This window comes from Tritonibacter mobilis (assembly GCF_001681715.1).
GTDB lineage: Bacteria > Pseudomonadota > Alphaproteobacteria > Rhodobacterales > Rhodobacteraceae > Epibacterium > Epibacterium mobile.
The window spans coordinates 38,062-62,215 of sequence record NZ_LNWY01000017.1; the positions used below are offsets into that span (position 1 = coordinate 38,062).

Here is a 24,154-nt window from a genome sequence, read left to right on the forward strand (position 1 = left end):
GGAAACACTTAAATGAAGATGCAACAACACGAACACGGAGCGCCACCTAAAGATGGCGGGAGTATTAGCCTGACCAATGCGGTCGCGATGGGCACCGGAGTGATGATTGGAGCAGGGATATTTGCCTTGACTGGGCAGATCGCAGGGCTCGCAGGGCCTCTCTTCCCACTATCGTTTGTTTTGGGCGCTGTAGTGACGATGTTTAGTGCATACAGTTACATTGTTATGTCAAACGCTTGGCCATCGTCTGGTGGCATCGCAATGATCTTGACCAAGGCCTACGGTCCCGGCGCGGTGGCGGCGGCGGCCTCGGTGCTGATGGCGCTGTCGATGGTAATCAACGAAAGCTTGGTGGCGCGCACCTTTGCCACCTATGCACTGCGCCCCTTCGGCATTCAGGACGGGCCGCTGGTGCCCGCGATCGGCGTCGCGCTGATCGTGATGGCCTATTTGGTCAACGTCTCTGGAAACCGGTCGGTGGGCATTTGGTCGCTGGTGATGTCGGCGGTCAAGATCGGCGGTATCGCATTGTTTGGTATCGCCGCCCTGTGGGCCAGCGGAGTGGGAAACTGGGCACCCGTCGCCCGCCTGTCGGAGAACGGGATCACAGGTTTTGCCGCCTCGGTGGCGCTGTCGATCCTGGCGTTCAAGGGGTTCACGACGATCACCAACAGCGGCGGCGAGATCACCGATCCCAAACGCAATGTCGGGCGGACGATCCTGATTTCGATCGGGATCTGTGTCGTCGTCTATCTGCTGGTTGCGCTGGCGGTCGGATCGGCCCTGACACCGGAGCAAATCCGACTGGCGCGCGACTATGCGTTGGCCGAGGCAGCGCAGCCCGTGTTGGGCCAGGCCGGGTTCTTTATGACTGTGGCACTTGCTATGGTGGCCACTGCGTCGGGCCTGATCGCCAGCGTCTTCGCAGTGTCACGCATGCTGACCATGCTAACCGAGATGAAGATGATCCCGCACAGCCATTTTGGCATGTCCGGCGGTATCCGGTCACACTTGCTGATCTACACGGTGGTGATCGCTGCCATCCTGACTGTGTTGTTTGATCTTGGCCGAATTGCCTCGCTTGGTGCGTTCTTCTATCTAGTGATGGACATGGTGGTGCATTGGGGCGTGTGGAAGAACATGCAACACCGGATTGCGGCCCGGGGTTGGATCATCCTGACGGCGCTGGCGTTGGACGCCGTCGTTTTGGTCACCTTCATGCTATTTAAGTGGCGTTCCGATTCCGTCACCGTCATCGTCGCTTTTGCCACTATATTGGTCGTTTTTCTGGCCGAGCGGCTGTATCTTGGGCGGTTCGTATCCCGGGATGACGTCTTAGATCATAGTGGGCATCAATAGGTTTAGTTGGGTCATGTCGCGCTGTCCTTTGGGCGCGGCGGACCCGGTCTCTCGATCAGAAACTCCAGAACCGCACGATAGCGAATGCGGGAATCTTCGAGCTGCTGATAGTAGCGGAAGAGCTCTTTCAGCGGTGCCGAAAAGTCCTTGTGTGCGGCCAGGACTGCGATCAGGGCACCTAGGGTGATTCGTTCTTCAATGACGAAATAGCCACCCAGCGAATAGAATAAGAACGGGGTAAGTGCGGTCAGAAAATTGTTGAGCGCCTTTGCCAGAAACTTGACCCGGTGAATACGATAACGGATTTGCTCCAGCTCTCGCAATGAAGACGCCGTTTTTCTGATACCATCAAGACCATTTTGCTCAGGCGATAATTGCTCGGCTAGGCCGCAAGTCAGTACCCGCATGGCCCGGATGCGTTCGCGGCTCAGCTGGTTCACGATCCGTTGCAGATAGGGTAGTAAGGCCAGTTGTACTGGTAAAACGGTAAGTGCCGCAGCCCCTAGGATCGGGTCCTGAAGGAACATGAACAACAGGATAGTTAGCAGCGTCCCGCCTTGGGTCACCGGTAAAGCGATCAGATCGGCAGCGAAACCGCCGATCGGTTCTACTTCAGCACCCAGGACTTGCACGATTTCGCTCTGGCGATGGTGCGGCAACCGATACCGCCAATGCCGATAGATCAGCAGCCTCAACCGCCTGAGCAAATGTTCTGCGACCAGACCCTTGCACCTGTTCAGCGTGTATTTGCCCAGACCGTTCAGCGAGATCGCGGCAAGATAGATGGTGCTGAATAGGCCCAGCATTTGCGTCTGACTGAGAGTGAAGTCGAAAATCTCGACCGGTCCAGCCGACGGTTCCAGTACATTGTTCACGATCTGTTTGGGCATTTCCAGCGAGAGATAAAGTGGGGGCATCAGCGAAAGGCTGAGCAGCAGTAGACCCACTTGACGACGGCCGGTTCTGCGCAGGAGCTGAGTGAGCAGGTTCCGATCCAGCCCGCCGATGCGCGGCCTCCTCCGGTGCCTAAGGTCGCGTTTATCATGGTGTTGTAGCAGCGGCCGCAATGTGCGGACTATCAACGCAAGCAACGATATCATGAGCAGCGAGGGGGCAAGCACCAGGATCAGATGCATCAGAGGATGTACCCAAGTGGGGGCTCCGCTGTCGTAGTCTGTCCCCAACCACCCGGCGGCTGTATGCGCCAGCGTGTGAATCTCCGGGAACCAAGAACCAGTCATTATTAGGGGAAATCCAGAAAAATGCGCGGCAACCCCATCGAATTGCCGCGCAAGTGGGCACCTTTTTCGTTGAGTGGTGAGGTGCCGGGAGGTTAGTTTACAGCGACTTTCCCGAACATGCCGGATTCGTAGTGACCGGGGATTAGGCAGGCGACCTCGAAGGTGCCGGGATTGCTGAAGGTCCAGATGATTTCGCCCTTTTCACCTGGCTCTAGCGTAATTGCGTTCGGACTCCGGTGGGTTTCCATCTGCTGTGCCATCGCTTCCTTGTGCATGGCATTCCGCTCGAGGGTATCTAGGATGAACTCATGCTCCAGTTCACCTTTGTTGGTCACCATAAAGCGGATTGTTTCGCCTTTCTTGATTTCGAAATCCGACGGGGTAAAGATCATCTCGCCGTCGTCAGTTTCGCTCATCGTTACCATGATCATGCGGTTTACCTGGCTTGCCTTTCCTGGCATGCCCGTTTCCATCATGTCTGAATGACCGCCACCGCCGTGGCCCTTGCTTTCGTCACCATGGCCGGAAGGGCCAGCCATAGCGATACTACTGCCGATCACGGTTACGAAGGTGGCCGCGAGAAGGTTTTTCATAATTAACTCCTGTTAAGTCTGAGGGTAGGTGATATTGGCGGCGCAGCGATTTTTGGCTGACCACGCCGCTGGTGACCGGGCTGGCTGCAGCCAGCCCGATTTCAAGTCAGAACATCAGTCTGGTTCCGAACACGACCGAGAGCACGCCGTTCTTATCGCCTGCGGCGCGGATAAGATCCGCAGTGCCGCCGTAGGATCGTTCGTAGTTCACCCCGACATAAGGCGAGACGGCTCGGTCAATCAGGTCGTAGCTGAGCCGCAGCCCTGCTTCGATCGTGGCACCGCCAGCGGCCTGATCGTAGGCCAAGTCATCTTGCAGTGGCACGGTCAACTCAAGGTTCGGAGTCAGGATCAGCCGGTTTGTCAGCATCGCCTCGTATTCGCCCTCGAAGCGAAAGAAGGAGTGGTCCGACAGATAAAGGTCAGCGTCGATCTCGAACCATTGCGGTGCCAGTCCCTTGAGACCCAGAACCGCGTTATAGCGATCCGGCATGCCGTCGGGTGTGCTTGCCTGAATGCCAACCACCGCATCGAAGAAGGTTGAAACCGGGAATTGCAGGCGCAGCTGGTTTTCGAGCGCCTCGAATCCTTCCGTCCCCTGTACACGCTCGCCTTCACTGCGCCAGACGAGTTTCAGTTCGTCGGTGCCGATCAGGGCATCGAAATCCCATACAAAGCTGTCTTCGCCATCTCCCTGCCGGTATTCTAGCAGTTCGGCCTGAAACCCGTAGATCAGCTGTTCCGCCTGCGCTGGAAGCGCCCAAGCCATCGCCATCGCCCCGGCGAGGGCGGCATTGCGCATTCTATTCATCTCTGTGTCTCTTTCCTTGGGTAAACGCATCAGGCGGGGCCGCCTTCGATCACGACCTTGCGGAACATGCCTGCGTCGGCGTGGTAAGACAGGTGACAGTGGAAGGCCCACTGACCGGTCACATCAACCTCAGTTTCGGTATAGACGGTGGTGCCCGGCGCGACGCTGACCGTGTGTTTGATCGGGTCGTACTTGCCCTTGCCTGTATCCAGGATCGACCACATTCCATGCAAGTGCATCGGGTGGGACATCATTGTCTCGTTGACAAATTTGAACCGCACCCGTTCACCGTATTTCAGCACAATCGGCTCGGCCTCGGACAGCTTCTTGCCGTTGATCGACCAGATATACCGTTCCATGTTGCCAGTTAGGCGCAGCTCGATCTCACGGGTGGCGGGGCGATCCTTGTAGAGCGGTTTGCGAGCTGTCAGGTCGTCGTAACTGAGGAACTTGCCGCCATTTGACGCATTCGGGGTCAGCCCGCTGCCCGGAGCATAGAACGGGTCGTCCTGCCCCTTAGTATTTTCCATCGCAGAATGATCCATGCCCGCCATCGAGTTGTCGGAACCAGCCATGGTGGAGTGGTCCATTGGTTTGGCTTTGGCCTGAGGTGCCGGTGCGGCACCGGCCATCTGACTGTGATCCATACCCGCCATCGGTTGGTCCGTGCCGGTCATGGCTGAGTGATCCATGCCACTCATATCGTCGAGCGGCATAACGGCATTTTGCATGACGTGACCCTTCATACCCATGCCACCCATCATGCCACCCATGTCGGCCATGGTAAGGCGAGGTTTTTCCCGCAGCGGCGGTACCGGACCAGCCATGCCTTCGCGCGGGGCCAGGGTGCCGCGCACAAGGGCAGTGCGGCCCATCGACTCCGCCACAATGCTGTAGACGCGGTTTTCCTTGGGCTGTACAATCACGTCATATGTCTCGGCCACCGAGATCCGTAACTCGTCCACCGTGACCGGCTTGACGTCATTGCCGTCTGCTTGAACCACGGTCATTTTAAGACCCGGAATCCGCAGATCGAAATATGCCATGGCCGAGGAGTTGATCAGCCGCAAACGTACCTTTTCGCCGGGCTTGAACAAGCCAGTCCAGTTCTGCTCAGTACTCTCGCCGTTGATCATGGGAGTGAAGCCCTGGACGTCCTCTACATCTGTAGGCATCATCCGCATTCGGCCCCACATCTTGCGATCTTCCAGAGCCGCTTTGAGGCCAATATTGCCTGAATCCTTGATCAGATCCTGCAATGTGCGCTGCGAGCGGTTGTAGTAATCCGCCGACATCTTCAGGTTGCGCATGATCCGCTTGCCGCGCTGCGGATGGGTGTCGGTCAGTTGCACTACATAATCGCGGTTCGCGCGGATGCGCTCTCCGCCCCTGGGCTCGATCACGATGGCACCATAGGCTCCATCGGGCTCTTGGAACCCTGAATGGCTGTGAAACCAGTAGGTTCCGGCCTGTTTGATCGGAAAGTTGTAAGTGAAGGTTTCGCCGGGCTTGATGCCGTCAAAGCTGATCTTCGGGACCCCATCTTGATCAAATGGCAGGATCAACCCGTGCCAATGGATCGATGTATCCTCGCCCAAATTGTTTGTCACGTTTAGCGTAACATCCTCACCCTCTTTGAAGCGCAAGATTGTAGGGGTCTGACTATTGTTGTAACCGATCCCAGATTTTCGAAAATCGCCAGCGTCGATGCGGATTTTGTCCACTGAGATGTCATAGGTTTCAGAGTGTGCCGCGGTAGTTGCGGATAGGATAATGGAAGCGCCGGCGGCTATGGCCGCGCGCCAAGGTTCGATGGTTGGCATCGTCAGTCCTTTGATCTGTTGAGATACTAGTCCGCTGGCCCCGCAGGTATCCCCAAGTGCAGCGTATTAATTGTTGTTATCAACCGGAGCAGCGTTCAGTTGCAAAACGGGGCAATTACACTCTGCATCCCTCAAACGGAGGCAATGTCATCGGTTGGTCAAGCCTTGGGGCTATACTTTGGGAGGCGGAAGGTGCGCTTCAGGCGCCAAGGAAGCCAGGCTGAGACTGCTCGGGACGACCGTGAGTTCTCCTGCTTCCATGATGATGGAAGACTGCTGCCAAACTTGGAATGAAGCCGAGCCTTCGCAGGCCGAAGCCTTGTGGCATTTGCCAAGGGCGAAATGGTTGTGGCCTTCCTTTGTTTCATACTGATATACAGTAGCGTTTTCAAATGGCCCTTCTGCTTCAGTAATCAAATGCGCGGAAATCGCTGACATCGCCAGCAACAGCGCTAGTCGAAACGCCGTCCACAGTCTTCCCGCTTTTGAGCGCATTGACACAACTCCGCTTTCTTTCACCTTATCTAGCTAGCCAGCGAAGTACTGCAACTCAAGGATACGTTTTGATACATTTCGATTGGGATGCACTCTGGTAAACGATCGGCTTTCTGATGCACTACCGACCTCTGAACTGATGCGGTGGATGCTTCCACCAATGGCATCTCTATGCCATGATGGTTCCATTGGAAACGAATTGCAGCGGTCTGTTTTGGCTCTGTATCGAAGGTCGTGATCGCTGATGTATATCCGGCTTCTTAGGGCGGCCTGACAGATCATCGCCTCGAGCCTCGATGGATTTTCGCTTGCTGCTCCCTCGTCGCCCTTAAGGCATTGGTGCTGACCGCGCCGTTTCACACACCAGGTTCAACAAGCAAGGGGCGTGACCCTTCTCCATGTCATGGCAAATGTTGCAATATTCCTTTCAGCCTTCCTTAGCTTCATCTTTCGTGATTTGACTCAGACGGTGTGTCGCGGGTTGTATTCTTGGTCAGTCGAAAGAAGCGACCAAAAGATCCGCGCGTTCTTGTTAGCCAAGGCGACTGCGACGACATTCGGGTGACGCCGTTCTCGCATACAGTTGATCCTTTGGCTTTGCGTGTCACTTTTTCCAGCAGACCGTCCCAGGACCGCGCGCCCCGTGGACCAACATCGTCCGCAAATACCTATCACTTCGTTCGCTAATGCCGAACAGGCGGGCCTTGCCACCGCTTGAGTGCTGCTTTGATACCGGGCCGAGCCAAGCTGCAAATTGACGGCCATTTTTAAAGCAAGACTTGTCGCCAGCTGCCGCGACCAGCGTAGTCGCGGTGATCGGTTTGATCTCTTCGATCTGGCCGATGCGCTGGCACATTTCATTGGACTGGAAGAAGCTTTTGATCCGTCGATTGTAGCCTGTGAGACACATCTCCAATTCGGCCAGTTCCTCACGAATGTCACGCAACATCTCAACGAAGAGCCTCCCGACTGCCCGTCTTCAATTTCGCTAAGGGTGAGCCGAATGCGGTTGAAATCACGTGGCACCACGACACCGTGCTCTCCGAGCAGACCTCAGACTTAGTTCATAAGTCGGGTACGATTTGCGACCGCTCGCTGGCGTGTCCGGTGGACTGCTTGGATTTCCAACTGCTCTGGTGATTGTGGCGGCACTAACCGCATCGAAAGCCTGCCAAACGCTTCACAGATCGCTTCGGCGTCATTTCGATCATTCTTGTTTGACTTGACATAGGGCTTCACAAACTGAGGTGAGATCAACCGAGCCTCATGCCCCAAATCGGTGAGAACTCGGGCCCAATGGTGCGATCCACAACACGCTTCCATCCCGACGACGTAAGGCTCCAACTCAGCGAAGAGCTGCGCAGCAGCACCTTGTCTCAGCGTTTTGCAAAGCACAACCTGTTCGTCCTCATCGGCGGCGTGGACCTCCAGAATGTACTTGGCCAGATCAAAGTCGATTCTTTTGATTTCCATGGCATGAACCCTACAATCTGCTTATCCAAAGTACGCCAACCGAGGGCGGCAGCGTCCATACCATTGCTCATGGATCGAAGCACTGGTAGAGCGACGCGAACCTTTAGTTATTACTGTTGTCGTTGCTGCCAAGTTGGCTCGAGTCATCTGGGCCATACTCTCACCGGGGAGGTGTTCCGAATCGCATAGTGTCAAATCCAAAATCAGCCCAGTAAAGCGAGATGGCTGAAGTGCAATGACAGCGTGATGGCAAATCCGCAGATCTGGGGATCGAAAAAGACTAAAGAGCTTTTAAGTGCATCAAAACACGTCCCGTTGATGAGACCTGAAGCCGCTGACACCATCAGGGGCCAGTAGTCATGTTAGGTCTGCGAAACAGGCTGAATACATGAACGCACCCGCCGAAGAAGATTGCGATCAAAACACTTGTGCCCGCGCGGCCGTCTATACGAAACTCCCGATATACGCATTCTGTGTCGGTTTGCCTGGATCGATGAAATGCAACTGCACGCACTTGTCATCAGCCTAAGTTTCAAGCGCGCGACCTCGCAGTTCGGACCCATTATCCAAAACCAGAATGTCAGCAGACCCGCATTCATGGGCAACCAGGTTCAGCATTTCCACCGCACGCTCGCCGGGCAATGAGAAATCCGCCTCATTGGCGCGACACTAGCGAGTGCAATCATCTTAGAGATTTGCCGTGCGGGATACGCGCCCGTTCGCGAGTGCGTCACTGGTGAAATCCTACGATCACCGTTGGTTGGCCGCAATCGGGCACTAACCACACTAGCGGCTTGCTTTGGGGATATTCTTGCGCTTGTTGCAGCGCAACTAAAGCCGTTGTCCGCGGTAAACCCGTTCGACAACTTTGAGTTCACCTTGAAGCCCTCGCGCACCAGCTTGGTGTAGAACATGCGAAACCACACCTTCGATGTTTGCCTGACAGCGTGATCAAGCGCTTGCTAAGCCGCGCGTGGCGATCCGAGTGTGCGTGATAGGTCAGGCTCGATCTGGATACCCCCACTAATCTGCACACTCGCCTTTTCGTGGACTGATGATCGCGCATCAACATTTCCATCCCGCGGCGAGCGAGAGACATGATGAGTTTTCGCCAGCAGACTCTTCTGATCTGCGTTCTCTGCCACAAGGTCGTTCAACCGCCGCAGTTCCGATACCCTCATGCTGCCATACTTGGCTTTCTGCTTGTGTAGGGTGGCGTCGGACATATCGTGTTCGCGGCAGAGCTCCGAGACCTTCGCCTCTGCAGCATAATCTTGAAAAATCCCAACGATCTGTTCTTCAATGAAACGTGACTTCGGCATTCTTGGTCTCCTCGTTGCTTCGAGTGTTACGAGAACAAACTTTCGTTTTGAATGGTCCGAAATCTCGGAGACAGGTCAGTTCCGGTTTAGAACGCCTGCAAAGACATCGTCTCTGGTGACCCGCGCATCCACTATGCCTTAGGATGGATGCCGAAGGCGCAGCCCTATTTCAGAAACAGCGATTTGGAGCTTGGTAACAAAGCGATTAAACGCGCCTTCAAACAACTTTGCCGCCAGCAGGCAAACTAGATGTCGCGGTTTCCGAGGGCGACAAATCCATGGTTGTCACCTTTGCTCCGATCAAAACAGCCAAGCTCAATGACATTTGTCCGCAAACATTGCTCACATAGCTTCTGACCCAGATCGTCGAGAGCAAAAATCACACGTACCGACGAGTCTTTCCGCTGACATCACGCAGTTCACCAGACGAGGCGCATACTACTTAAACACATTGGAACACAGGACCCGATTAACGAAAAATTTCGACGGCTGTCTTATCAAGATCAGCGTGTCTTCCGGCAAGTAGAGGGCAGGCACGCGTTCAGACAAGACACTTGCGAAGGCTCTTACCTATGACCCGTATCATTCTTACGGCAACTGACGCCGAAGTATCCTGGCTCCAGCGTAAGGATGAAGCCGAGACCGCTTGGGCCGAGCTTCCAGAAACATTTGACGTTGATGACTTCGACCCTTGGGAAGATGAGTGGGATCTCGAAGAAGAAGAAGAAGAAGAAGAACCCGAGCACATTGACAATAAGCAATTCTTCCAAACTTCAGAAACGGGGGATGAAGGGTTGCTGGGCAACCTTTTGAAGCTCACCGGACGAGACAACGCGGCGGCCAATGCCAATGGCAACGCAAACGGGTTATTCAAGCTGGTTCTTGGCGGCGATGCTGACGACCACCTGACAGGCTCTGCAGGTGATGATGCGGTGATGGCGGGGCGCGGCCACGACAGTGTCGAAGGTGGAGAAGGCAACGATACACTTCTCGGCGATGAAGACGGGCAGACCGGCTCAGATGCAACACCTTTGGTGCTGAACATTAGTAACCTAGTCAGTCAGTCCTACTACGATGGTTACTCCGCACGGGCTGGGGATACTGCGATCTATCGCGATGTAGCTTTTCTCGAGGATGGGACAGCGGTGTGGGGCCGCCTTGTGCTGGTGAACGCCAGCGATCAGAATATGATCATTGACCTCTCGGGTGACCGCGGAGCAGAAATCTCGATCACCGGCAACGGCTATGGCGATACGGCGGAATTCCGGCTTGAGTTCTTCAACCCTACGACCGGCGAGCCAGTCAATATCAATTCGACCGCTACTTTCAACGATCTCGACCAGAACTATTACTCATACGATGTTGAGGCCGTATCATTGGATACGAATGAATATACCGCCTTTGGCACTTCGAGCGATACATCTCTCAATGTCACCAACCAACATGGCACTATACGAGCTGGCGGGACAGAACAAAACAGCCCTGATGACCAAGACGCCTGGTTTTCGGCAGAATTCGAAGACCGCGATTTCATTACCTTCACCCTAGAAGCACGCAGCACAATCTCAGGGTTTACCCTATCAGGAGACTTGATCGAGGATGGGGTCTACGTCCCGATTGAACATGGCAATGATACCTTGCTTGGTGGGCTGGGTTCAGATGTGATAATGGGTCAGGGCGGCAACGACTTGCTCGATGGCGGAGAGGGCGACGACAGTATCGATGGGGGTGAGGGCGATGACGTCCTGACCGGTGGAGCTGGCTCTGATGTGCTTTTTGGTGGGCTTGGCGGTGATACGATTTCTGGGGGCGATGGCGACGACCTGATCGACGGTGGCGAAGGCGACGATGTCCTCTCAACCGGCATTGGCAACGATACGCTGCTCGGCGGCGCCGGCAATGACACGCTCCACAACTCGGCCGGGGACGACAGTCTGGTCGGCGGGGTTGGTGACGACAGCATTGTGGCGACCGAAGGAAATGACACGCTTGAGGGCGGTGACGGCAACGATACGCTTTATGCCGGGGTCGATAACGACCGCCTCGATGGCGGTCTCGGCAATGACAGTATGTTTGGTGAGGCCGGTAGTGATATTATGTATGGCGATGCCGGCATGGATTACATGGAAGGCGGCATTGGCAACGACACCATTGATGGCGGTGATGATGACGACACAATCCTTGGGGGCGACGGCGACGATCTGATTTACGGCGGGGCAGGCAATGACAGCCTGACCACCGGTGCCGGGAATGACACACTCTTTGGCGGTGATGGTGACGATACGCTGCGCAACTCTGTTGGCGATGACAGCCTGGTTGGCGGCACCGGCAATGACAGTATTGTGGCGACCGACGGTAATGATACGCTCGACGGAGGTAGCGGCAATGACACTATGTATGGGGGCAATCACAACGACCTTCTGATCGGTGGAACTGGTGCTGATCTCATGTATGGTGAGGCGGATGCTGACACGTTCCGCGTCGAGGACAACTTCGGCAATGACACCATCGTTGGTGGCGAGGCTGGTACGGATCACGACATCGTTGATCTCTCGTATATGACTGGGCCTGTGACCGTAACCTATACTGGTTCTGAGTCGGGAATGATTACCGACGGAACCGACACGATCCAATTCTCCGAGATCGAAGAGCTAATCCTCACCGATCAGGATGACGTTGTTGACGCCAGAAACGATGCTGCCGGTGTTCAGATCGATGCGGGTGCAGGTAATGATACTTTAGTCGGCGGTAGCGGCAATGATCTGTTCACTGGCGGCGCTGGTGAAGACCTGATCTCTTTGTCCTCCTCGGGAGGAGTAGACCAGATCACAGATTTTGACATTACCGACACGGATACCGATGGCTTTTATAACGACCAACTGGATGTCTCAGACCTTATAGGTGGTTCCGGGGATGGTGGGGCTGTCCGCACAATTGATATCACCACAAGCGATGATGGCTTTGGCAATGCACTATTGACATTCCCCGGTGGGGAACAAATTGTTTTGCAAGGCGTCACCCCAACGCAGATGACAACCCACGATCAGCTGTTTGCTGCTGGTATCCCCTGCTATACTCCCGGAAGTCGCGTCATTACCGCTCGCGGTGAAGTGCCTGTGGAGCAGATCCGCGAGGGAGATCTGTTGCAGACAGCTGACAACGGGCTTCAGCCGGTGATTTGGGTCAGTCGTCGCAACCTATCCTCAGCAGATCTTGAACGTCATCCCCATTTGCGGCCTATCCTATTGCGCCCCGGTGGCTTGATCGCGAACCAACGCAGGATGCTTGTCTCGCCACAGCACCGTTTCTTGGTTCTCAAGGATGGACAATCCAAAAGTGAGTCCCTTGCTCGTGCGCGCCTCTTGCTCGAGCTGGATCCGTTTCATGTCCGTACAAAAGAAAACACATCACCCGTATGCTACATCCACTTGATGACAGAGGCTCATCAGGTGATTTTCGTCGATGGATGCGCGACAGAAACCTTCTGGCCAGGCCCTGAAGCTTTGCGCAGTCTGAGTAACAGTGACAAGCGCGAGATCTTTGATCTATTTCCAGAACTCATGCCTGTACTCGCCAAACGAGGTGCAATAGGGCGGGATCTGGTTGCCACTCATTACGGCGCTCTTGCCCGCCAAGATCTCCGTCGCAAGGATATCGCCCAAATGGAGCCTATTCACCCGCGTCACTTGCACCGACCGCTAAGTGTCTGTACCAACGCTGCATCGATCACACGAGCCGTTCGTAGCTGATCAGCGCTTATAACTTTGCCCTTTTTCGGCATTAAGGCCGCCCGAGCAATATATTATGGCGCAGGCAACGCATCCCCGGTCAATCTATCTGCTCTGTAGGCGAACTCTGTGACGAATAAATTGACCAGATATCATATAGCGGGCAGTATTAATTCGTTCGCTTCCCGCACATTGATAAACCTCGGTTGAGAAGAAATACATCCGGTTCTACAGGTGCTTTTGAAGGTGCGAGCTCATAACTGATGGACGAAATTTCAATGAAGACGCTGTGTGTTTCGCTATTGTTGCACAGGAGAGAAACCCCATGAAGATAACGCCATAACGCCATAACGCCATAACGCCATAACGACCATGGCTACAGTTCTAGGTCATGTCGACAAATGGCGTGTCCAGAGGCGGATGGACGTGATGTCGACAAATCCGAGGAAGCTCTCTGTAATCTTATCGTAGCGGGTCGCGACGCGGCGAGCATTTTTCAGGTTATCAGCCATGACCAGATCAAAGCCAAGATAGTCGGAGGTTTGCCCAGCGGTGATCTCGGTCCTCATAGGCAGCCCAGCGGCACTGCACAGGAGGTGGATCTTGGTCGTGAAAACCACCGCGCGAACGGCCGAAACCCAGCTGCGGAATTTCCTTTTAGCGCCCGTTGCCTGATGGTGCGCGCGAATAACCGTGTATCGATCATCTGGAGGGCATGCGGCACCACCCCGCTTTCGGTCAGAGCGTCCTTGACCTGCTCGCAGAGGCTCGACAATGTCCAACGCCGAAACTGTCGATAGACGCAGGAACATTTCCTAAACTCTGCGGACAGGTCCCGCCACGAAGCGCCGGTGCGAGTGATCCAGAAAATTCAATCAAGAACAAAGCAGTGGTTGGTAGGTTCGTGCCCGTTCGGCGTGCGGGCTGACAGTATGAATCGCTCAAAGAGCGCCTATTCATTCGCCAGGAAAACAGTTCTCCAAACTGTTTTCTGGTCTGTCTCATTCCGACATCAAGTCTCGTGCCAAGCTGGTCTCTATAGCAGCTACCAGCTTAAATCACGCCCAAAGTCCGATGTGAATCCCTTTTATCAACACGATCTAGGATATCACAAAGCTTGGAAACTGATTACAGCTGAGCATCTGAGTAGTTATAGACAAAAAATAATTTTTGTCTGTATGTGGCTGGCACGCGAAACACTCTGTTCAACGCGGTGATGAAATGTAGCCCAACAGTTCGCGTGGGCTACGGTGCTTGGGGGCGTTCAACTCATCACAGGATTACTCTGTATTTTAGCGTCGCGCACCGGTATGGCAACGGGGTGTCATAGGCGATGGCGGCGGCCCGCCAGCGACATCTGGCGGGCGCAGATGGCTCAACAAGCAGCGGTGATGATGATTTCCACTTTCAACTCAGGACGGGCTAGTTTTGCTTCGCCGCAGGCCCGGGCGGGGGCGTGGCCCTCCGGTAACCAAGCATCCCAGACCGCGTTCATTTCGGCAAAATCGGCCATGTCAGCGACCCAGATGATGGCCTGCAAAATCTGTTCGGGCGAGGAACCCGCCGTCTCCAGCAGCGCCTCAACTCGCGACAGGCACTCGCGGGTTTGTTCCGCAATGGTGGTGCCATCGCCCACCTGGCCGCATAGATAGGCAACACCATTGTGCTTGACGATCTTGCTCATGCGCTGGCCGGTTTCGATACGTTCGATCATTGGTCTGTCCTCAGTTTTCCCCGGTGGCGGGTGGGGTCTTCAGTGATGCCAACTCACCCAGGGTCACGGGCTTCAGTGGCGGGCGAATGCGATAGTAGCCAGTCTGGTCCGGCGTCTGCCCAGTGGCCTCGGCCAGAAGGGCGGTGACTGTCAATCCGCAATAGCGCCCTTGGCATGGCCCCATGCCGACGCGGCCAAAGGCCTTGGTCTGATTGGGGCCGAGGCATCCAGCGCGGGCATGAGCGCGGACCGTGCCGGCGGTCACCTCTTCGCACCGGCAGACTAACGTCTCATCTCTTGGCGACAATGCCTGCGCGCAGGGCGGATAGGCGGTATCCAGAAAGGGGCGCGGGGCCTGTTCGCGGGCGCGCGCGGATCTGAGCGGTCTGGCTCGCTGGTCCCGCTCATCCGGCGTAAGGCGTGCGGCGTCGCAGGCGATGGCCAGCGCGGCAAGACGGCCCGACAGGGCGGCTGCCTTGGCCCCGCCGATGCCCGCGCCATCCCCTGCGACAAAGACTCCGGGCACATCGCTGCGCCCCCAGTAATCCAGCGTCGGGACGAAACACTGCTGCTGCGTACTCCAGTGATGGGCGACGCCAAGTGCGCGCGCAGCCTGCGTATTTGGTACCACTCCGTGATGCAGGAATACGGTCTCGCACGCCAGACGCCGGATCCGGCCACGATGGCTGAAACACAGCACCTCGGCGCGGGTGTCGCCTTCGATCCGGATGTCCTGAGCGCCGATGTAGCGCGGAACGCCTCCGCGTTTCAGCTCCGCCAGCATCCGCAGCCCCTTGGCCATGTAGGGCCAACCGCGCAGGGCGCCGCCCAGATGGCGCAGGGCGGCACGGCGGTTGCGGCCGGTTTGTGTCTCGACAAGCGCGAGGGGCGGCTGGCCGGCGCGCAGCATCTGAACCGCGATCAGGTACAACAGTGGCCCCGCCCCTACCAGCACCGCGGAACGGGCCAGCACGCCGGATTGCTTCAACAGGATCTGCCCCGCCCCGGCCGTCATCACTCCGGGCAGGGTCCAGCCCGGCAGCGGCATGGGTCGTTCCAGCGCGCCGGTGGCCAGAAGCACCCGGTCGGCAGTCAGCTGCGCGCCGCGCCCGTCCCGCGAGTAGGACAGGCAAAATCCCGGCTCGATCGACCAGACCACTGCTCCGGTTACATGTTCGACCGGGCTGCTCCGAAGCGCGACAGTGAGGTCGCGACCGGCTGTATAGTCGGGCCCAAGCAGCGCGGCCCGGTGATCCGGCACATGATCCACATCGCGGTAGATCTGCCCCCCGGCGCGGGGCTGCTCATCCAGCAATGTCACGCTGAGGCCCGCGTTGGCGGCCTCGGTGGCGGCGGCCATGCCGGCGGGACCGGCCCCGACGATTACAAGATCACGATGCGACATGACGGACCTCCGGGCTACCGGGTCGGGTAATCTGAAGTCCTTCGGCAACCTCGATCATACACGCCTGTCGCTGCACGCCGTCGATCTCCACCAGGCAGTCGAAACAGGCGCCCATCATGCAAAAGGGCGCACGCGGGGCGCCGGACACGGGCGTGTTACGAAAGCGCTCAATTCCGGCGGCCAGCAGTGCAGCGGCCAAGTTTGCCCCCAGCGGCAACAGCAAGGGGGCGCCGTCGAACCGGACCTCCACCCGAGGGGCGCTGCTGGCCTCGATCTCAAGAAACGGCAAAACGGGATTCACTGAATACCTCCAGGTCGGGAGCCGCCGCGGTGCCTTCCAGCCAGTCCGGCAGAAGCATCGCATGGGCGGCAGCAAGGGTGATGCCACTGTGGCAGGTGACAAGGCTGGCACCGGGCATTTCGGCGCTGCGCTGGTAGATCGGCAGCCCGTCGGGTGACAGCACCCGCAGCGCGCCCCAGCTGCGCACCAACTGTGCCCGCGCCAGCGCCGGGTATGCAGCGATCGCCTCGGCTGCAAGGCCGGAGAGGCCGGACTGGGTGACGCCATCGTCGTGGCCGACCTCCTCGTTGGTGGCGCCGATCTGGATGCCGCCCTCATCGACCTGCCGGGCAATCAGGGAGGGGCGGTTGATCAGCTTTGGCAGCTTCTCGGTGATCAGCACCTGCCCGCGTTGCGGGCGGATCGGTGCCTTGAACCCCATCTGCCGCCCAAGGCGCGCGGCACCAAGCCCCGCAGCCAGCACGACCTTGGCAGCGCGGACCCGCGTGCCATCGGCGCAGGCAAGTTCAAAGCCATCCGGCTGGGTCACCTCGGTCACGGTCTTGCCGGTCAGGACCCGCCCGCCTCGGCGCCGCACGTCGCGAGCGAGGGCCAGCAGCAGCTTCAGCGGATTGGCGTGGCCGTCCTGGTGATGCAGGATCGCGCCGACCACCTTGGGTCCGATATGCGGCTCTTCCTTGCGCAGGGCGTTGTGGCCAAGCACATCATAGGGGTAGTCGCCATCCAGCTCCGCCTTCAGGATTTCGTATTTCTCCACAGTCGCCTGCAGCGTGTCTTCGGAAAAATGCAGATCATACCCGCCGTTCTGCTCAAGCGGCACCGCGTTGCCGGTGTTCTGTTCCAGCTCGGCGGCAAACTCGGCCCAAAGCCTCGCCGAACTCTGTGACCAGCGGGCGTAGCGGGGTTGTTTCATCCCCTTCGACTGAACCCAGACCAGACCAAAATTGCCGCGACTGGCCCGAAATGAACCGTCATCGCCGTCCAGCACTGTGACCGTCAGCCCGCGCCGCAACAGGCCCCAGGCCACCGCAAGGCCGACAATGCCGCCGCCGATGATCGCGTAATCGCTGTCCATGCTCGTTTTCCAGGTCTTGGGGTCAAAGGGGGAGGCCGGGCGGGGACGCTCTCTCCCCGCCCGAACTGTGGCTCTGCATCTCCTGTCCCCTGCGGGTCAGGCGCGGGCAGCGCGGATCACTCGGCGGCCGCGGCCACCTTGTCGAGGATCGCGCGGCCCCAGTCTGCGCCCACATCCTCCAGCACTGCCGGCCAGACATCGCTACGCACCTTGGCCGCCATTGCCGCCAGCTCCGCGTCGCTGAGGCTGATCACGGTGGCGCCCAGCTCGTCCACGAGCCGCTGTTCGCTGCGCTGCTGGTCGGCCTCGGCCACATCCCAGCGGGTCGCCTCAAAGGCCTGAGCCTGCTCGATCAACGCGGACTGATCTTCATCCGACAGGCTGGCGAGGCTCTCGTTTGAGATGATCATGTACCAGACCTCGAAATGGGTATTGGCGGGGATGTAGGTCTTGGTCACATCGCGGAAGGAGGCGTAATAGCCTTCGGCGCCAGAGCCGATGACCCCATCCACAACCCCGGTCTGCACCGCGGTGAAGGCCTCGGAGAAGGGGATCGGCGCGGGGATGTAGCCAAGCGCCTCGCCGGTCAGCTGAAAGCTTTTGATGCCCGGCACGCGCACCTTGATGCCGTTTGGATCGACTGAGCCGGCGGCGGGGTTTTCGACGTTGAGGGAAATGCCGCCGAAATAGACCGGATAGGCGGCGAGCATGGTGATCTCCTGCTCGGCGTAAAGCTCCGCCATCACCTCGCGCACGGCCCCACCGGGGCCATAGACCGCGCGTGCCTGTTCCCAGTTACCCGCAAGATAGGGGAAGGAGGAGATCTGCATGCGGCGGTCAGCGGCGGTGGCAGCTGGCTGCGTCGCCATGTCGATGGCACCGACGCTGATGCGCTCCTGCACGGTGGTATAGTCCCCCAGGGCGGAGGCGGGGAACAGCTTGACGCTCAGACCACCGCCGGTGGCGTCTGAAACGGCAGCGGAGAAGGCGCGCAATTCGGTATCGATGGTGGTGTCCTGCGGGCGCACATGGCTCATCTTGAGGGTTTCGGCGCTCGTGTGGGTGCCGATCGCCATCAGCGCTGCCGCGGCAGTGGTCAGGAATGCATGTTTCATAGGGTGTCCTCCGTGTTGATTTCTGAATGTCGGGTTGCGTGCGATTTGAGGGATCAGGGGGTGATGTCGTAGCCGAACAGGCGCGGCAGAAAGAGCGACAGATCGGGCCAGAGCGAGGTCAGGAAGACCACTGGAACATAACCGAACAGGATCAGCTTCATCGCCGGCGGGATCACCTTTGTGACCTTCACCTTACCGATGCGTGCCCCGAGATAGAGGATCGAGGCATAGGGCGGCGTAACCCCGCCCATGGCGGTGTTGACGCCCATGATGGCGGCGAACTGCACCGGGCTGATGCCGATCGCCTGCATCAGCGGCAACAGCAGCGGTGCGATCAGGATGATGGCGGTCACGTCATTCACTACCATGCCCACCAGGAACAGCAGGATGTTGATGAGGATCAGAAGCAGCACCTTGTTTTCGGTGATCGCAAAGATGCCCTGCACCAGCTGTTGCGGGATGCTTTCGTAGACAAACATCTGGCTCAGGATCATCGAGAACAGGATCATCATCATGATCGCGCCCACGGCAGTGGCGGCTTCCTTGCCGGCAGAGAAGAAATTGTCCCAGCGCAGGCCCTTGTAGATAAGGAACCCCACCGGCACCGCATAGATCACGGCCACGGCGGCGGCCTCTGTCGGGGTCATGATGCCGCCGTAGATGCCACCAAGGATGATCACCGGCATCAACAGCGCCGGGAAGGCGTGAAACCCGCGCCGGGCGACCTCGCCGGAGAGTTCGGTAAAGCTCGGCTTGTCATCCAGCACCAGATCGAAGTTGCGCGACATCACCAGGTTGATGATCGAGAAGGCGGTCATGATCAGCAGGCCGGGACCAAGCGTGGCTAGAAAGCAGGCCAGGATCGACGTGTCGGTGACCCAACCGTAGACGATCATCGTGACCGAGGGCGGGATGAGCAGACCGAGAATGGAGGAATTGGCGATCAGGGCGGTGGCATAGGCCCGCGGGTAGCCGCGCTTCTCCATCTCCGGGATCAGCAGTGGGCCGATCGCCGCAATCCCGGTAAGGCCGGAGCCGGAGATTGCCCCGATGACGGCGCAGGACACCGCAGCCACCACACCGAGGCCACCGCGCACATGGCCGATGAATGCATTGACGAAACGCAGCAGCGAGGCGGCAATGCCGCTTTCGGACATGATCGTTCCGGCCAGCACGAAGAGCGGGATCGCGAGCAGCACCGGATTGCCCATCTGCTGGAACCCCCAGAGCATCATGCCCTTCATGGTGACGCCTCCGATCAGATACATCACCATCAGCGCCGCGCCGAAACAATAGGGCAGCGGTACCCCCAGGGTCAGCGTGATCACTAGAAGGGCAATGGCCAGTAGCGCGATCTCGATCATGCGATGTCTCCGGACTTGAGGCTGCAGATATGGCCCCAGAGGTGCCAGGCGGTGTAGACCATCATCAGGGCAAGACCGGCCAGTAGGGCCACGTCTGAATAGAAGGTCGGGATGTAGAGGGTCGGGCTCTCGCGCCAGACGCGCCAGGCGTAGCTGGTGTACTCCCAGGCCCAGGACAGCAGCCACAGACCGACTATGAGGCTGATCACCTCGCCGATGATGGCCAGAATAGTGTGACCGCGCTGTGAGGTGACGAAGATCTCCAGCACATTGGCGCGGATATGGGTGTTCTCGCGCGAGGCGTTCACCGATCCGAGGATATATAGCCACAGAGTCGGATAGAGCATGGTCTCTTCCAGCCCCATCACCGGAACCTGCAGCACATAGCGGGTGATGACTTGCACGAATTGCCCCAGTGCCACGAGGCAGATCAATGCGGTCAGCAGATATTTGGCAAATGTGTCCATGTGTCCCCCGGTTGCTGCGCCGTCTGTGCGGTTTCGGGACATCACACTGGACAGCGCGCATAAAATCAATTTGATAATATCTTTAGGCCCATCAATTGAGTTTATGCCGAATGCCCCTCTCTCTGCGCCAGTTGACGACGTTTCGCGAGGTCATGCGCTCCGGTTCCATCAGCCAGGCGGCGCGTACTGTCGGGCGCACCCAGCCGGCGGTCTCCACCATGGTGCAGACGCTGGAAGACCAGCTGGGGTTCGCGCTGTTTGTGCGCACCCATGGCAAGCTGACGCCGACGCCGGAGGCCTATTTCTTTCTGGAGGAATGCGAGGATATCCTGAGCCGGGTCGAGCGCACCGAACGCACGCTCGAACGGGTCAGCGCGCTCCAGTCCGGCAAACTGAAGATTGCCTGCCATCCGGCAGCCTCCAGCGTATTCCTGCCGCGCCTGTTGACCCGTTTTCTTGTTGGCAAGGACGATCTGCAGGTGTCGCTCATCATGCGGTCGTCTGATGTGATCGAGGATCTGATCGCCTCGCAGCAGTTCGACATGGGCTTTGCCGAAACGCCTGCGCCGAGGGCCTCGATCAACCAGGTGGACTATGAGCTGGAATGCGTCTGCACCCTGCCTGCGGATGATCCCTTGCGCAGCGCCGAAGTGATCACACCAGCGGATCTGGACGGCCGCCCGATGGCGGCGCTGTTCGACCATCACGGCACTGCCCTGCGCACCGAGACCGTATTCCGCGAGGCGGGCGTGCGCTTCAACAAGCGGTTCGAACTGCGCACGTTTCTGCCGGGGTTGACCTTCGTAGCCGCGGGAGCCTGCGGGATGATCTGCGACATGATCACCGCATACAGCCACATCTTGCAGACTCCGGAGGCCGACCAGTTGGTGATCCGCCGTTTCCGGCCAAGGGTATCAGCCGGGGTTTCGATCCTGACACCCGGCTATGCCACCCCTTCGATGGTCAGCCACGCCTTCATCAGCGACCTGCAGCAGGAGGTCGGGCAGATGATGACCTATATGGATCGGATTCTATCTCGCAGCTGACATAAAGCAGATCAGGGGTCTGTTGCGCTACGCTTGAATGGCAAGACATTTTGCGAACGATGCCGATGTTGCATGTAGACAGTAAGGCATCATTTCCGATGCACTGAGTAAATCCTAGTTAACAATTCATTATCGATACATTGCTTCCATATATCAGCTTAAGGTCTCGATTTCGGGTCGCAATGATTGTCGATGATGCGCATTTCATGATGGTTGTTGGCTTTGCGACTTAATGATGTGATCCTTTTGCGGAAACGTATCGAAGCGCTGGCGAACAGTCTCATGAGGGAATGTGCTAAGTGCTCACAACATAGACGACCGCTAGAAAGGGAAACGCATGATTGGTCCGATAATCTGCATAGCTGGAGTGTTGATCTGCGCCGTGGGGGCCGTCCATTGTTGTCTAGCTTATCAAGATGCTGTGCGGAATGTCCGCGTTGACCCTGAGAGGGTCCGACGCTTTGTGGACAGCGCGCCGCTGCACCGCCTTGAGGAGATGAAGGCAAAGCGCCTGGTGTGTCAGTGCTGCGGTGCGCCGCTTGAGGCACGCGGGGTGTAAATTCAGGCTGCACTGGATGGCCTGCACCCTTTAAGGAAAAACTTTTACCGTAAACTTGACGTATGATCTACGAGATGGCATAACGCTCCCAACGACACTTCACGAGGACAGGTTTCATGGCGACGAAAGGGGAAATGGTGCGGGCGCTTGCCCAGCGGTTCGACCTGAACCCTAACAAGGTCGATGCCATGACACGTGCCATGGCGCGGGCCGGACTGCGCACGCCTGGCGGCCGTGGCCGGGCGGCGGCAGACATGACGGGGGAAGATATCTTTCATCTCACTCTGGCTTTGGCCCACGGGCTTGAGACCAAGGATGCGCCCGAGGCCGTGCGAGAGCTCTCGCAACTTCGGCTTGTGCGCGGGAACCTGTTTCTTGACGGTCATATCCAATGGGAAGCCAACTGCGACGCGGGAGGGGAGAGCAAGCTGCTCGATGTCCTGAACCGGCTGCCTGTCGCTGGATTGGAACTGAATCTTACCTTTGGTGCGTTTTGCGGCCACTGGCTCGAGGAGGGGTTCAATGGTGCCGATGAGTGGTTCAACTCGGCCCCGGTCTCTGTCGAGGTTAGCTCAAACGGGCCGCATGCCGTGTTCTCGCACCGATCCGACAAGGGCAGTCTAAAGCTCTGGTTTGGTGATGCTGCCAAGGATCTGAAAACACCGGAGTGGGAACGGCGGACGATCCTGTCCGACAAGCTCTTCCGCCGGCTATCGCAACTCGCCCGCAGCGGCGTGTCTTGACCAATTCGAGCCCAAGAGGCTGTTTGGTTTGCTGAATGCGATTCGTGAAATTGGTTTGATTTGATGATTTGCGCGACCTTGCAGTCGTGGCTTACGGCTGTCTAAAGGGGTGATTGAGATGAAAATGAAAAAATATCATCATCTTAAAGTGGAAAATACCGCCATTTGGGGCGGTGTTGAGCAACTTGCTATTCTCTTTTCGCAAGCTCAGCTCGGTATTCTAAAAAATGAAGGTGATCGCCTTTCTGATCTAGAGGCCGGAATTTGCGAAAATTCGGCCCCGGAAACCCCGCACTCCCGGCGGGCTGGACAGGTGGGTCCCGTGTCTCTTATGGGCAATTCCCGAATATGCGGCTGATCTCCTGACGCGGTTCTGATTTCTCAGATCCCATCAGGATACAGGCGCTCATCGGAAGAAATTGTCCAAAGAGGCTCAAACACCCGAAATCAAATATAGGCGCTTGGCGCCCGAATAAACCGTGCGAAAGCCCGATCCCTCTGTTGCACCTGCCGGTTAGCATAATGCTGTCGCCAGGACAAGGACGGCTCTCCGCGCATCTCTAAAATCGTCATAGCCCGAGAATGTCAATTTCTCGGGGTGGGAGAAATCATGTCTGACCTTTCCACCGGCGGCGGCGTCCGCCTGCCCGAACCCAGCCGCGGCCACCGTGCCACTCAGGTCGGTTCGACCCAACACTTCACCGGCGGTATCGTCCTGGGCTCCGGCTCCGGCTTTCGCACCGGGGTTGAGAGCCATCTTGAGGGGCAAGGGGCGCTGTTGCTGGCAGCGCGCCGCGAAGTGCAGGACCTCGTTGAACAAGTCCTTTTCGAGTGGTTCGATGAAGATGGCGAAATCCACAAGCACTACATCGACCTTGTCGCCACCGAGCGCGACGGCACCGTCATCGGCTATGCCGTGCGTCCCATGGGGCGTGTGAAGGACGCCTATCTGGCGCAGCTGGCCCGCGTCAAGGAACAGGCCATCGCTCAGGGGGTTCTGGACGACTTCCGTCTGTTCACCGAACGGGATGTCTGCCCGGTCGAGTTCTTCAATGCCAAGCTCTTCCATTCGGTGCGGCGGCCGGACTGCTTCGGCGATCCCGTGGCCCAGGATGTCGTCGGCCGGATGACCGGCGTCGTCACGATCGAAAGCCTGGTCGAGCAGACCGGCCTTGACGGGATGGGCTTCCGCGCACTCGTTCGGCTGATCCGGTCCGGGCATCTCCAGATGGTAAGCTATGAGCGTATCAAGCACTCCAGCTTGGTGTTCAAGGCGAAAGGGGGCTGCGCATGACCGTTGACCGTTCCCGGAGCACCGATCTGGTTGCGCCGCGCCGCAAGGGCTCCAAACGGGTCCCTTCCGCACCTGTCGGTCCTGTCGATCACGACACCAGGGCTGCTTGGTGGGGTACGCCTGTTGTTCCGGCTTGGATGATCCTCGACGGAGGCTCGGCTTTCCGGTGTCAGAAGGGTCTGCAGGTCGCCTCTGATCTGGCCGTAACCCCCGGCGACTGAGCCCA

Annotated in this window: 21 protein-coding genes and 2 pseudogenes; 7 read left to right on the forward strand and 16 right to left on the reverse strand. The window is 57.8% G+C overall.

The window, feature by feature from the left end; translation table 11 throughout:
• Positions 1–18 precede the first annotated feature (18 nt).
• Positions 19–1,359, forward strand: a complete 1,341-nt coding sequence (locus UB90_RS16920; RefSeq protein WP_065325673.1) for an APC family permease — start codon at positions 19–21, stop codon at positions 1,357–1,359.
• 11 nt (positions 1,360–1,370) lie between these two features.
• Here the strand turns inward: UB90_RS16920 and UB90_RS16925 are convergent, their stop codons facing one another.
• From UB90_RS16925 to UB90_RS16960, 8 genes and pseudogenes are all read right to left on the reverse strand, one after another.
• Entirely contained in the window at positions 1,371–2,495 is a 1,125-nt protein-coding gene (locus UB90_RS16925) for an ABC transporter transmembrane domain-containing protein (protein ID WP_065325648.1), read from the reverse strand.
• A 197-nt stretch (positions 2,496–2,692) separates the two neighbouring features.
• The gene (locus UB90_RS16930) at positions 2,693–3,193 is read right to left on the reverse strand and encodes a cupredoxin domain-containing protein (protein ID WP_065332043.1); all 501 of its coding nucleotides are present in this window, start codon (positions 3,191–3,193) and stop codon (positions 2,693–2,695) included.
• A gap of 106 nt (positions 3,194–3,299) precedes the next feature.
• Entirely contained in the window at positions 3,300–4,004 is a 705-nt protein-coding gene (locus UB90_RS16935; RefSeq protein ID WP_065325646.1) for a copper resistance protein B, read from the reverse strand.
• A gap of 29 nt (positions 4,005–4,033) precedes the next feature.
• A complete protein-coding gene (locus UB90_RS16940) occupies positions 4,034–5,827 on the reverse strand; it encodes a copper resistance system multicopper oxidase (protein ID WP_065325645.1) in 1,794 nt (597 codons plus the stop codon).
• A gap of 171 nt (positions 5,828–5,998) precedes the next feature.
• Positions 5,999–6,322 carry a hypothetical protein gene (locus UB90_RS16945; RefSeq protein ID WP_065325644.1) on the reverse strand — a complete coding sequence of 108 codons (324 nt, stop codon included), beginning with the start codon at positions 6,320–6,322 and terminating at the stop codon, positions 5,999–6,001.
• 462 nt (positions 6,323–6,784) lie between these two features.
• Positions 6,785–7,795: pseudogene (locus UB90_RS16950) on the reverse strand (IS110 family RNA-guided transposase).
• Between the two features lie 444 nt (positions 7,796–8,239).
• Positions 8,240–8,305: a transposase gene (locus tag UB90_RS23315; protein ID WP_227512080.1), complete on the reverse strand. Its 66-nt coding sequence runs from the start codon at positions 8,303–8,305 to the stop codon at positions 8,240–8,242.
• Between the two features lie 452 nt (positions 8,306–8,757).
• Positions 8,758–9,117 (reverse strand): transposase, encoded by a 360-nt coding sequence (locus tag UB90_RS16960; RefSeq protein ID WP_065325643.1) that lies wholly within the window; start codon positions 9,115–9,117, stop codon positions 8,758–8,760.
• Positions 9,118–9,689: 572 nt separating this feature from the next.
• Here UB90_RS16960 and UB90_RS16965 point away from each other — a divergent pair.
• Complete coding sequence (locus UB90_RS16965) at positions 9,690–12,866, forward strand: Hint domain-containing protein (protein WP_110613687.1); 3,177 nt, start codon at positions 9,690–9,692, stop codon at positions 12,864–12,866.
• Positions 12,867–13,234: 368 nt separating this feature from the next.
• Here the strand turns inward: UB90_RS16965 and UB90_RS22545 are convergent.
• The 8 genes and pseudogenes from UB90_RS22545 to UB90_RS17005 all read right to left on the reverse strand — a co-directional run bounded on the left by UB90_RS22545 (position 13,235) and on the right by UB90_RS17005 (position 20,286).
• Positions 13,235–13,779 (reverse strand): annotated as a pseudogene (locus tag UB90_RS22545) (IS5 family transposase).
• A 441-nt stretch (positions 13,780–14,220) separates the two neighbouring features.
• Positions 14,221–14,559, reverse strand: coding sequence for a RidA family protein (locus tag UB90_RS16975; protein WP_065325642.1), 339 nt, complete (start codon positions 14,557–14,559; stop codon positions 14,221–14,223).
• Positions 14,560–14,569: 10 nt separating this feature from the next.
• Positions 14,570–15,964: an FAD/NAD(P)-dependent oxidoreductase gene (locus UB90_RS16980; RefSeq protein WP_065332044.1), complete on the reverse strand. Its 1,395-nt coding sequence runs from the start codon at positions 15,962–15,964 to the stop codon at positions 14,570–14,572.
• Positions 15,951–16,265 carry a (2Fe-2S)-binding protein gene (locus UB90_RS16985; RefSeq protein WP_065325640.1) on the reverse strand — a complete coding sequence of 105 codons (315 nt, stop codon included), beginning with the start codon at positions 16,263–16,265 and terminating at the stop codon, positions 15,951–15,953. Before UB90_RS16985 ends, UB90_RS16980 begins: the two co-directional genes overlap by 14 nt.
• On the reverse strand, positions 16,240–17,340 hold the full coding sequence (locus UB90_RS16990) for an NAD(P)/FAD-dependent oxidoreductase (RefSeq protein WP_065332045.1): 1,101 nt from the start codon (positions 17,338–17,340) through the stop codon (positions 16,240–16,242). Before UB90_RS16990 ends, UB90_RS16985 begins: the two co-directional genes overlap by 26 nt.
• 116 nt (positions 17,341–17,456) lie before the next feature.
• Entirely contained in the window at positions 17,457–18,455 is a 999-nt protein-coding gene (gene dctP, locus UB90_RS16995) for a TRAP transporter substrate-binding protein DctP (RefSeq protein ID WP_065325638.1), read from the reverse strand.
• 53 nt (positions 18,456–18,508) lie between these two features.
• Entirely contained in the window at positions 18,509–19,819 is a 1,311-nt protein-coding gene (locus tag UB90_RS17000; RefSeq protein WP_065325637.1) for a TRAP transporter large permease, read from the reverse strand.
• Positions 19,816–20,286: a TRAP transporter small permease gene (locus UB90_RS17005; protein WP_065325636.1), complete on the reverse strand. Its 471-nt coding sequence runs from the start codon at positions 20,284–20,286 to the stop codon at positions 19,816–19,818. Before UB90_RS17005 ends, UB90_RS17000 begins: the two co-directional genes overlap by 4 nt.
• A gap of 110 nt (positions 20,287–20,396) precedes the next feature.
• Between UB90_RS17005 and UB90_RS17010 the strand changes: the two genes are divergently transcribed.
• From UB90_RS17010 to UB90_RS17025, 5 genes are all read left to right on the forward strand, one after another.
• A complete protein-coding gene (locus UB90_RS17010) occupies positions 20,397–21,332 on the forward strand; it encodes a LysR family transcriptional regulator (RefSeq protein ID WP_065325635.1) in 936 nt (311 codons plus the stop codon).
• A gap of 675 nt (positions 21,333–22,007) precedes the next feature.
• Positions 22,008–22,634 carry a hypothetical protein gene (locus UB90_RS17015; RefSeq protein ID WP_065325634.1) on the forward strand — a complete coding sequence of 209 codons (627 nt, stop codon included), beginning with the start codon at positions 22,008–22,010 and terminating at the stop codon, positions 22,632–22,634.
• A gap of 118 nt (positions 22,635–22,752) precedes the next feature.
• The gene (locus UB90_RS22850; RefSeq protein WP_131818818.1) at positions 22,753–22,992 is read left to right on the forward strand and encodes a hypothetical protein; all 240 of its coding nucleotides are present in this window, start codon (positions 22,753–22,755) and stop codon (positions 22,990–22,992) included.
• Between the two features lie 252 nt (positions 22,993–23,244).
• A complete protein-coding gene (locus UB90_RS17020; protein ID WP_065325633.1) occupies positions 23,245–23,928 on the forward strand; it encodes a PDDEXK family nuclease in 684 nt (227 codons plus the stop codon).
• The gene (locus UB90_RS17025; RefSeq protein WP_065328108.1) at positions 23,925–24,149 is read left to right on the forward strand and encodes a hypothetical protein; all 225 of its coding nucleotides are present in this window, start codon (positions 23,925–23,927) and stop codon (positions 24,147–24,149) included. Before UB90_RS17020 ends, UB90_RS17025 begins: the two co-directional genes overlap by 4 nt.
• The last annotated feature ends 5 nt before the right edge of the window (positions 24,150–24,154 follow it).

What these genes read in the sequence shown, in the direction of transcription:
- UB90_RS16920 (WP_065325673.1), top strand. Translation starts at nt 19, where the DNA reads ATGCAACAACACGAACACGGAGCGCCACCTAAAGATGGCGGGAGTATT.
- UB90_RS16925 (WP_065325648.1), bottom strand. Translation starts at nt 2,495, where the DNA reads ATGCATCTGATCCTGGTGCTTGCCCCCTCGCTGCTCATGATATCGTTG.
- UB90_RS16930 (WP_065332043.1), bottom strand. Translation starts at nt 3,193, where the DNA reads ATGAAAAACCTTCTCGCGGCCACCTTCGTAACCGTGATCGGCAGTAGT.
- UB90_RS16935 (WP_065325646.1), bottom strand. Translation starts at nt 4,004, where the DNA reads ATGAATAGAATGCGCAATGCCGCCCTCGCCGGGGCGATGGCGATGGCT.
- UB90_RS16940 (WP_065325645.1), bottom strand. Translation starts at nt 5,827, where the DNA reads ATGCCAACCATCGAACCTTGGCGCGCGGCCATAGCCGCCGGCGCTTCC.
- UB90_RS16945 (WP_065325644.1), bottom strand. Translation starts at nt 6,322, where the DNA reads ATGCGCTCAAAAGCGGGAAGACTGTGGACGGCGTTTCGACTAGCGCTG.
- UB90_RS16960 (WP_065325643.1), bottom strand. Translation starts at nt 9,117, where the DNA reads ATGCCGAAGTCACGTTTCATTGAAGAACAGATCGTTGGGATTTTTCAA.
- UB90_RS16965 (WP_110613687.1), top strand. Translation starts at nt 9,690, where the DNA reads ATGACCCGTATCATTCTTACGGCAACTGACGCCGAAGTATCCTGGCTC.
- UB90_RS16975 (WP_065325642.1), bottom strand. Translation starts at nt 14,559, where the DNA reads ATGATCGAACGTATCGAAACCGGCCAGCGCATGAGCAAGATCGTCAAG.
- UB90_RS16980 (WP_065332044.1), bottom strand. Translation starts at nt 15,964, where the DNA reads ATGTCGCATCGTGATCTTGTAATCGTCGGGGCCGGTCCCGCCGGCATG.
- UB90_RS16990 (WP_065332045.1), bottom strand. Translation starts at nt 17,340, where the DNA reads ATGGACAGCGATTACGCGATCATCGGCGGCGGCATTGTCGGCCTTGCG.
- dctP (WP_065325638.1), bottom strand. Translation starts at nt 18,455, where the DNA reads ATGAAACATGCATTCCTGACCACTGCCGCGGCAGCGCTGATGGCGATC.
- UB90_RS17000 (WP_065325637.1), bottom strand. Translation starts at nt 19,819, where the DNA reads ATGATCGAGATCGCGCTACTGGCCATTGCCCTTCTAGTGATCACGCTG.
- UB90_RS17005 (WP_065325636.1), bottom strand. Translation starts at nt 20,286, where the DNA reads ATGGACACATTTGCCAAATATCTGCTGACCGCATTGATCTGCCTCGTG.
- UB90_RS17010 (WP_065325635.1), top strand. Translation starts at nt 20,397, where the DNA reads ATGCCCCTCTCTCTGCGCCAGTTGACGACGTTTCGCGAGGTCATGCGC.
- UB90_RS17015 (WP_065325634.1), top strand. Translation starts at nt 22,008, where the DNA reads ATGGCGACGAAAGGGGAAATGGTGCGGGCGCTTGCCCAGCGGTTCGAC.
- UB90_RS22850 (WP_131818818.1), top strand. Translation starts at nt 22,753, where the DNA reads ATGAAAATGAAAAAATATCATCATCTTAAAGTGGAAAATACCGCCATT.
- UB90_RS17020 (WP_065325633.1), top strand. Translation starts at nt 23,245, where the DNA reads ATGTCTGACCTTTCCACCGGCGGCGGCGTCCGCCTGCCCGAACCCAGC.
- UB90_RS17025 (WP_065328108.1), top strand. Translation starts at nt 23,925, where the DNA reads ATGACCGTTGACCGTTCCCGGAGCACCGATCTGGTTGCGCCGCGCCGC.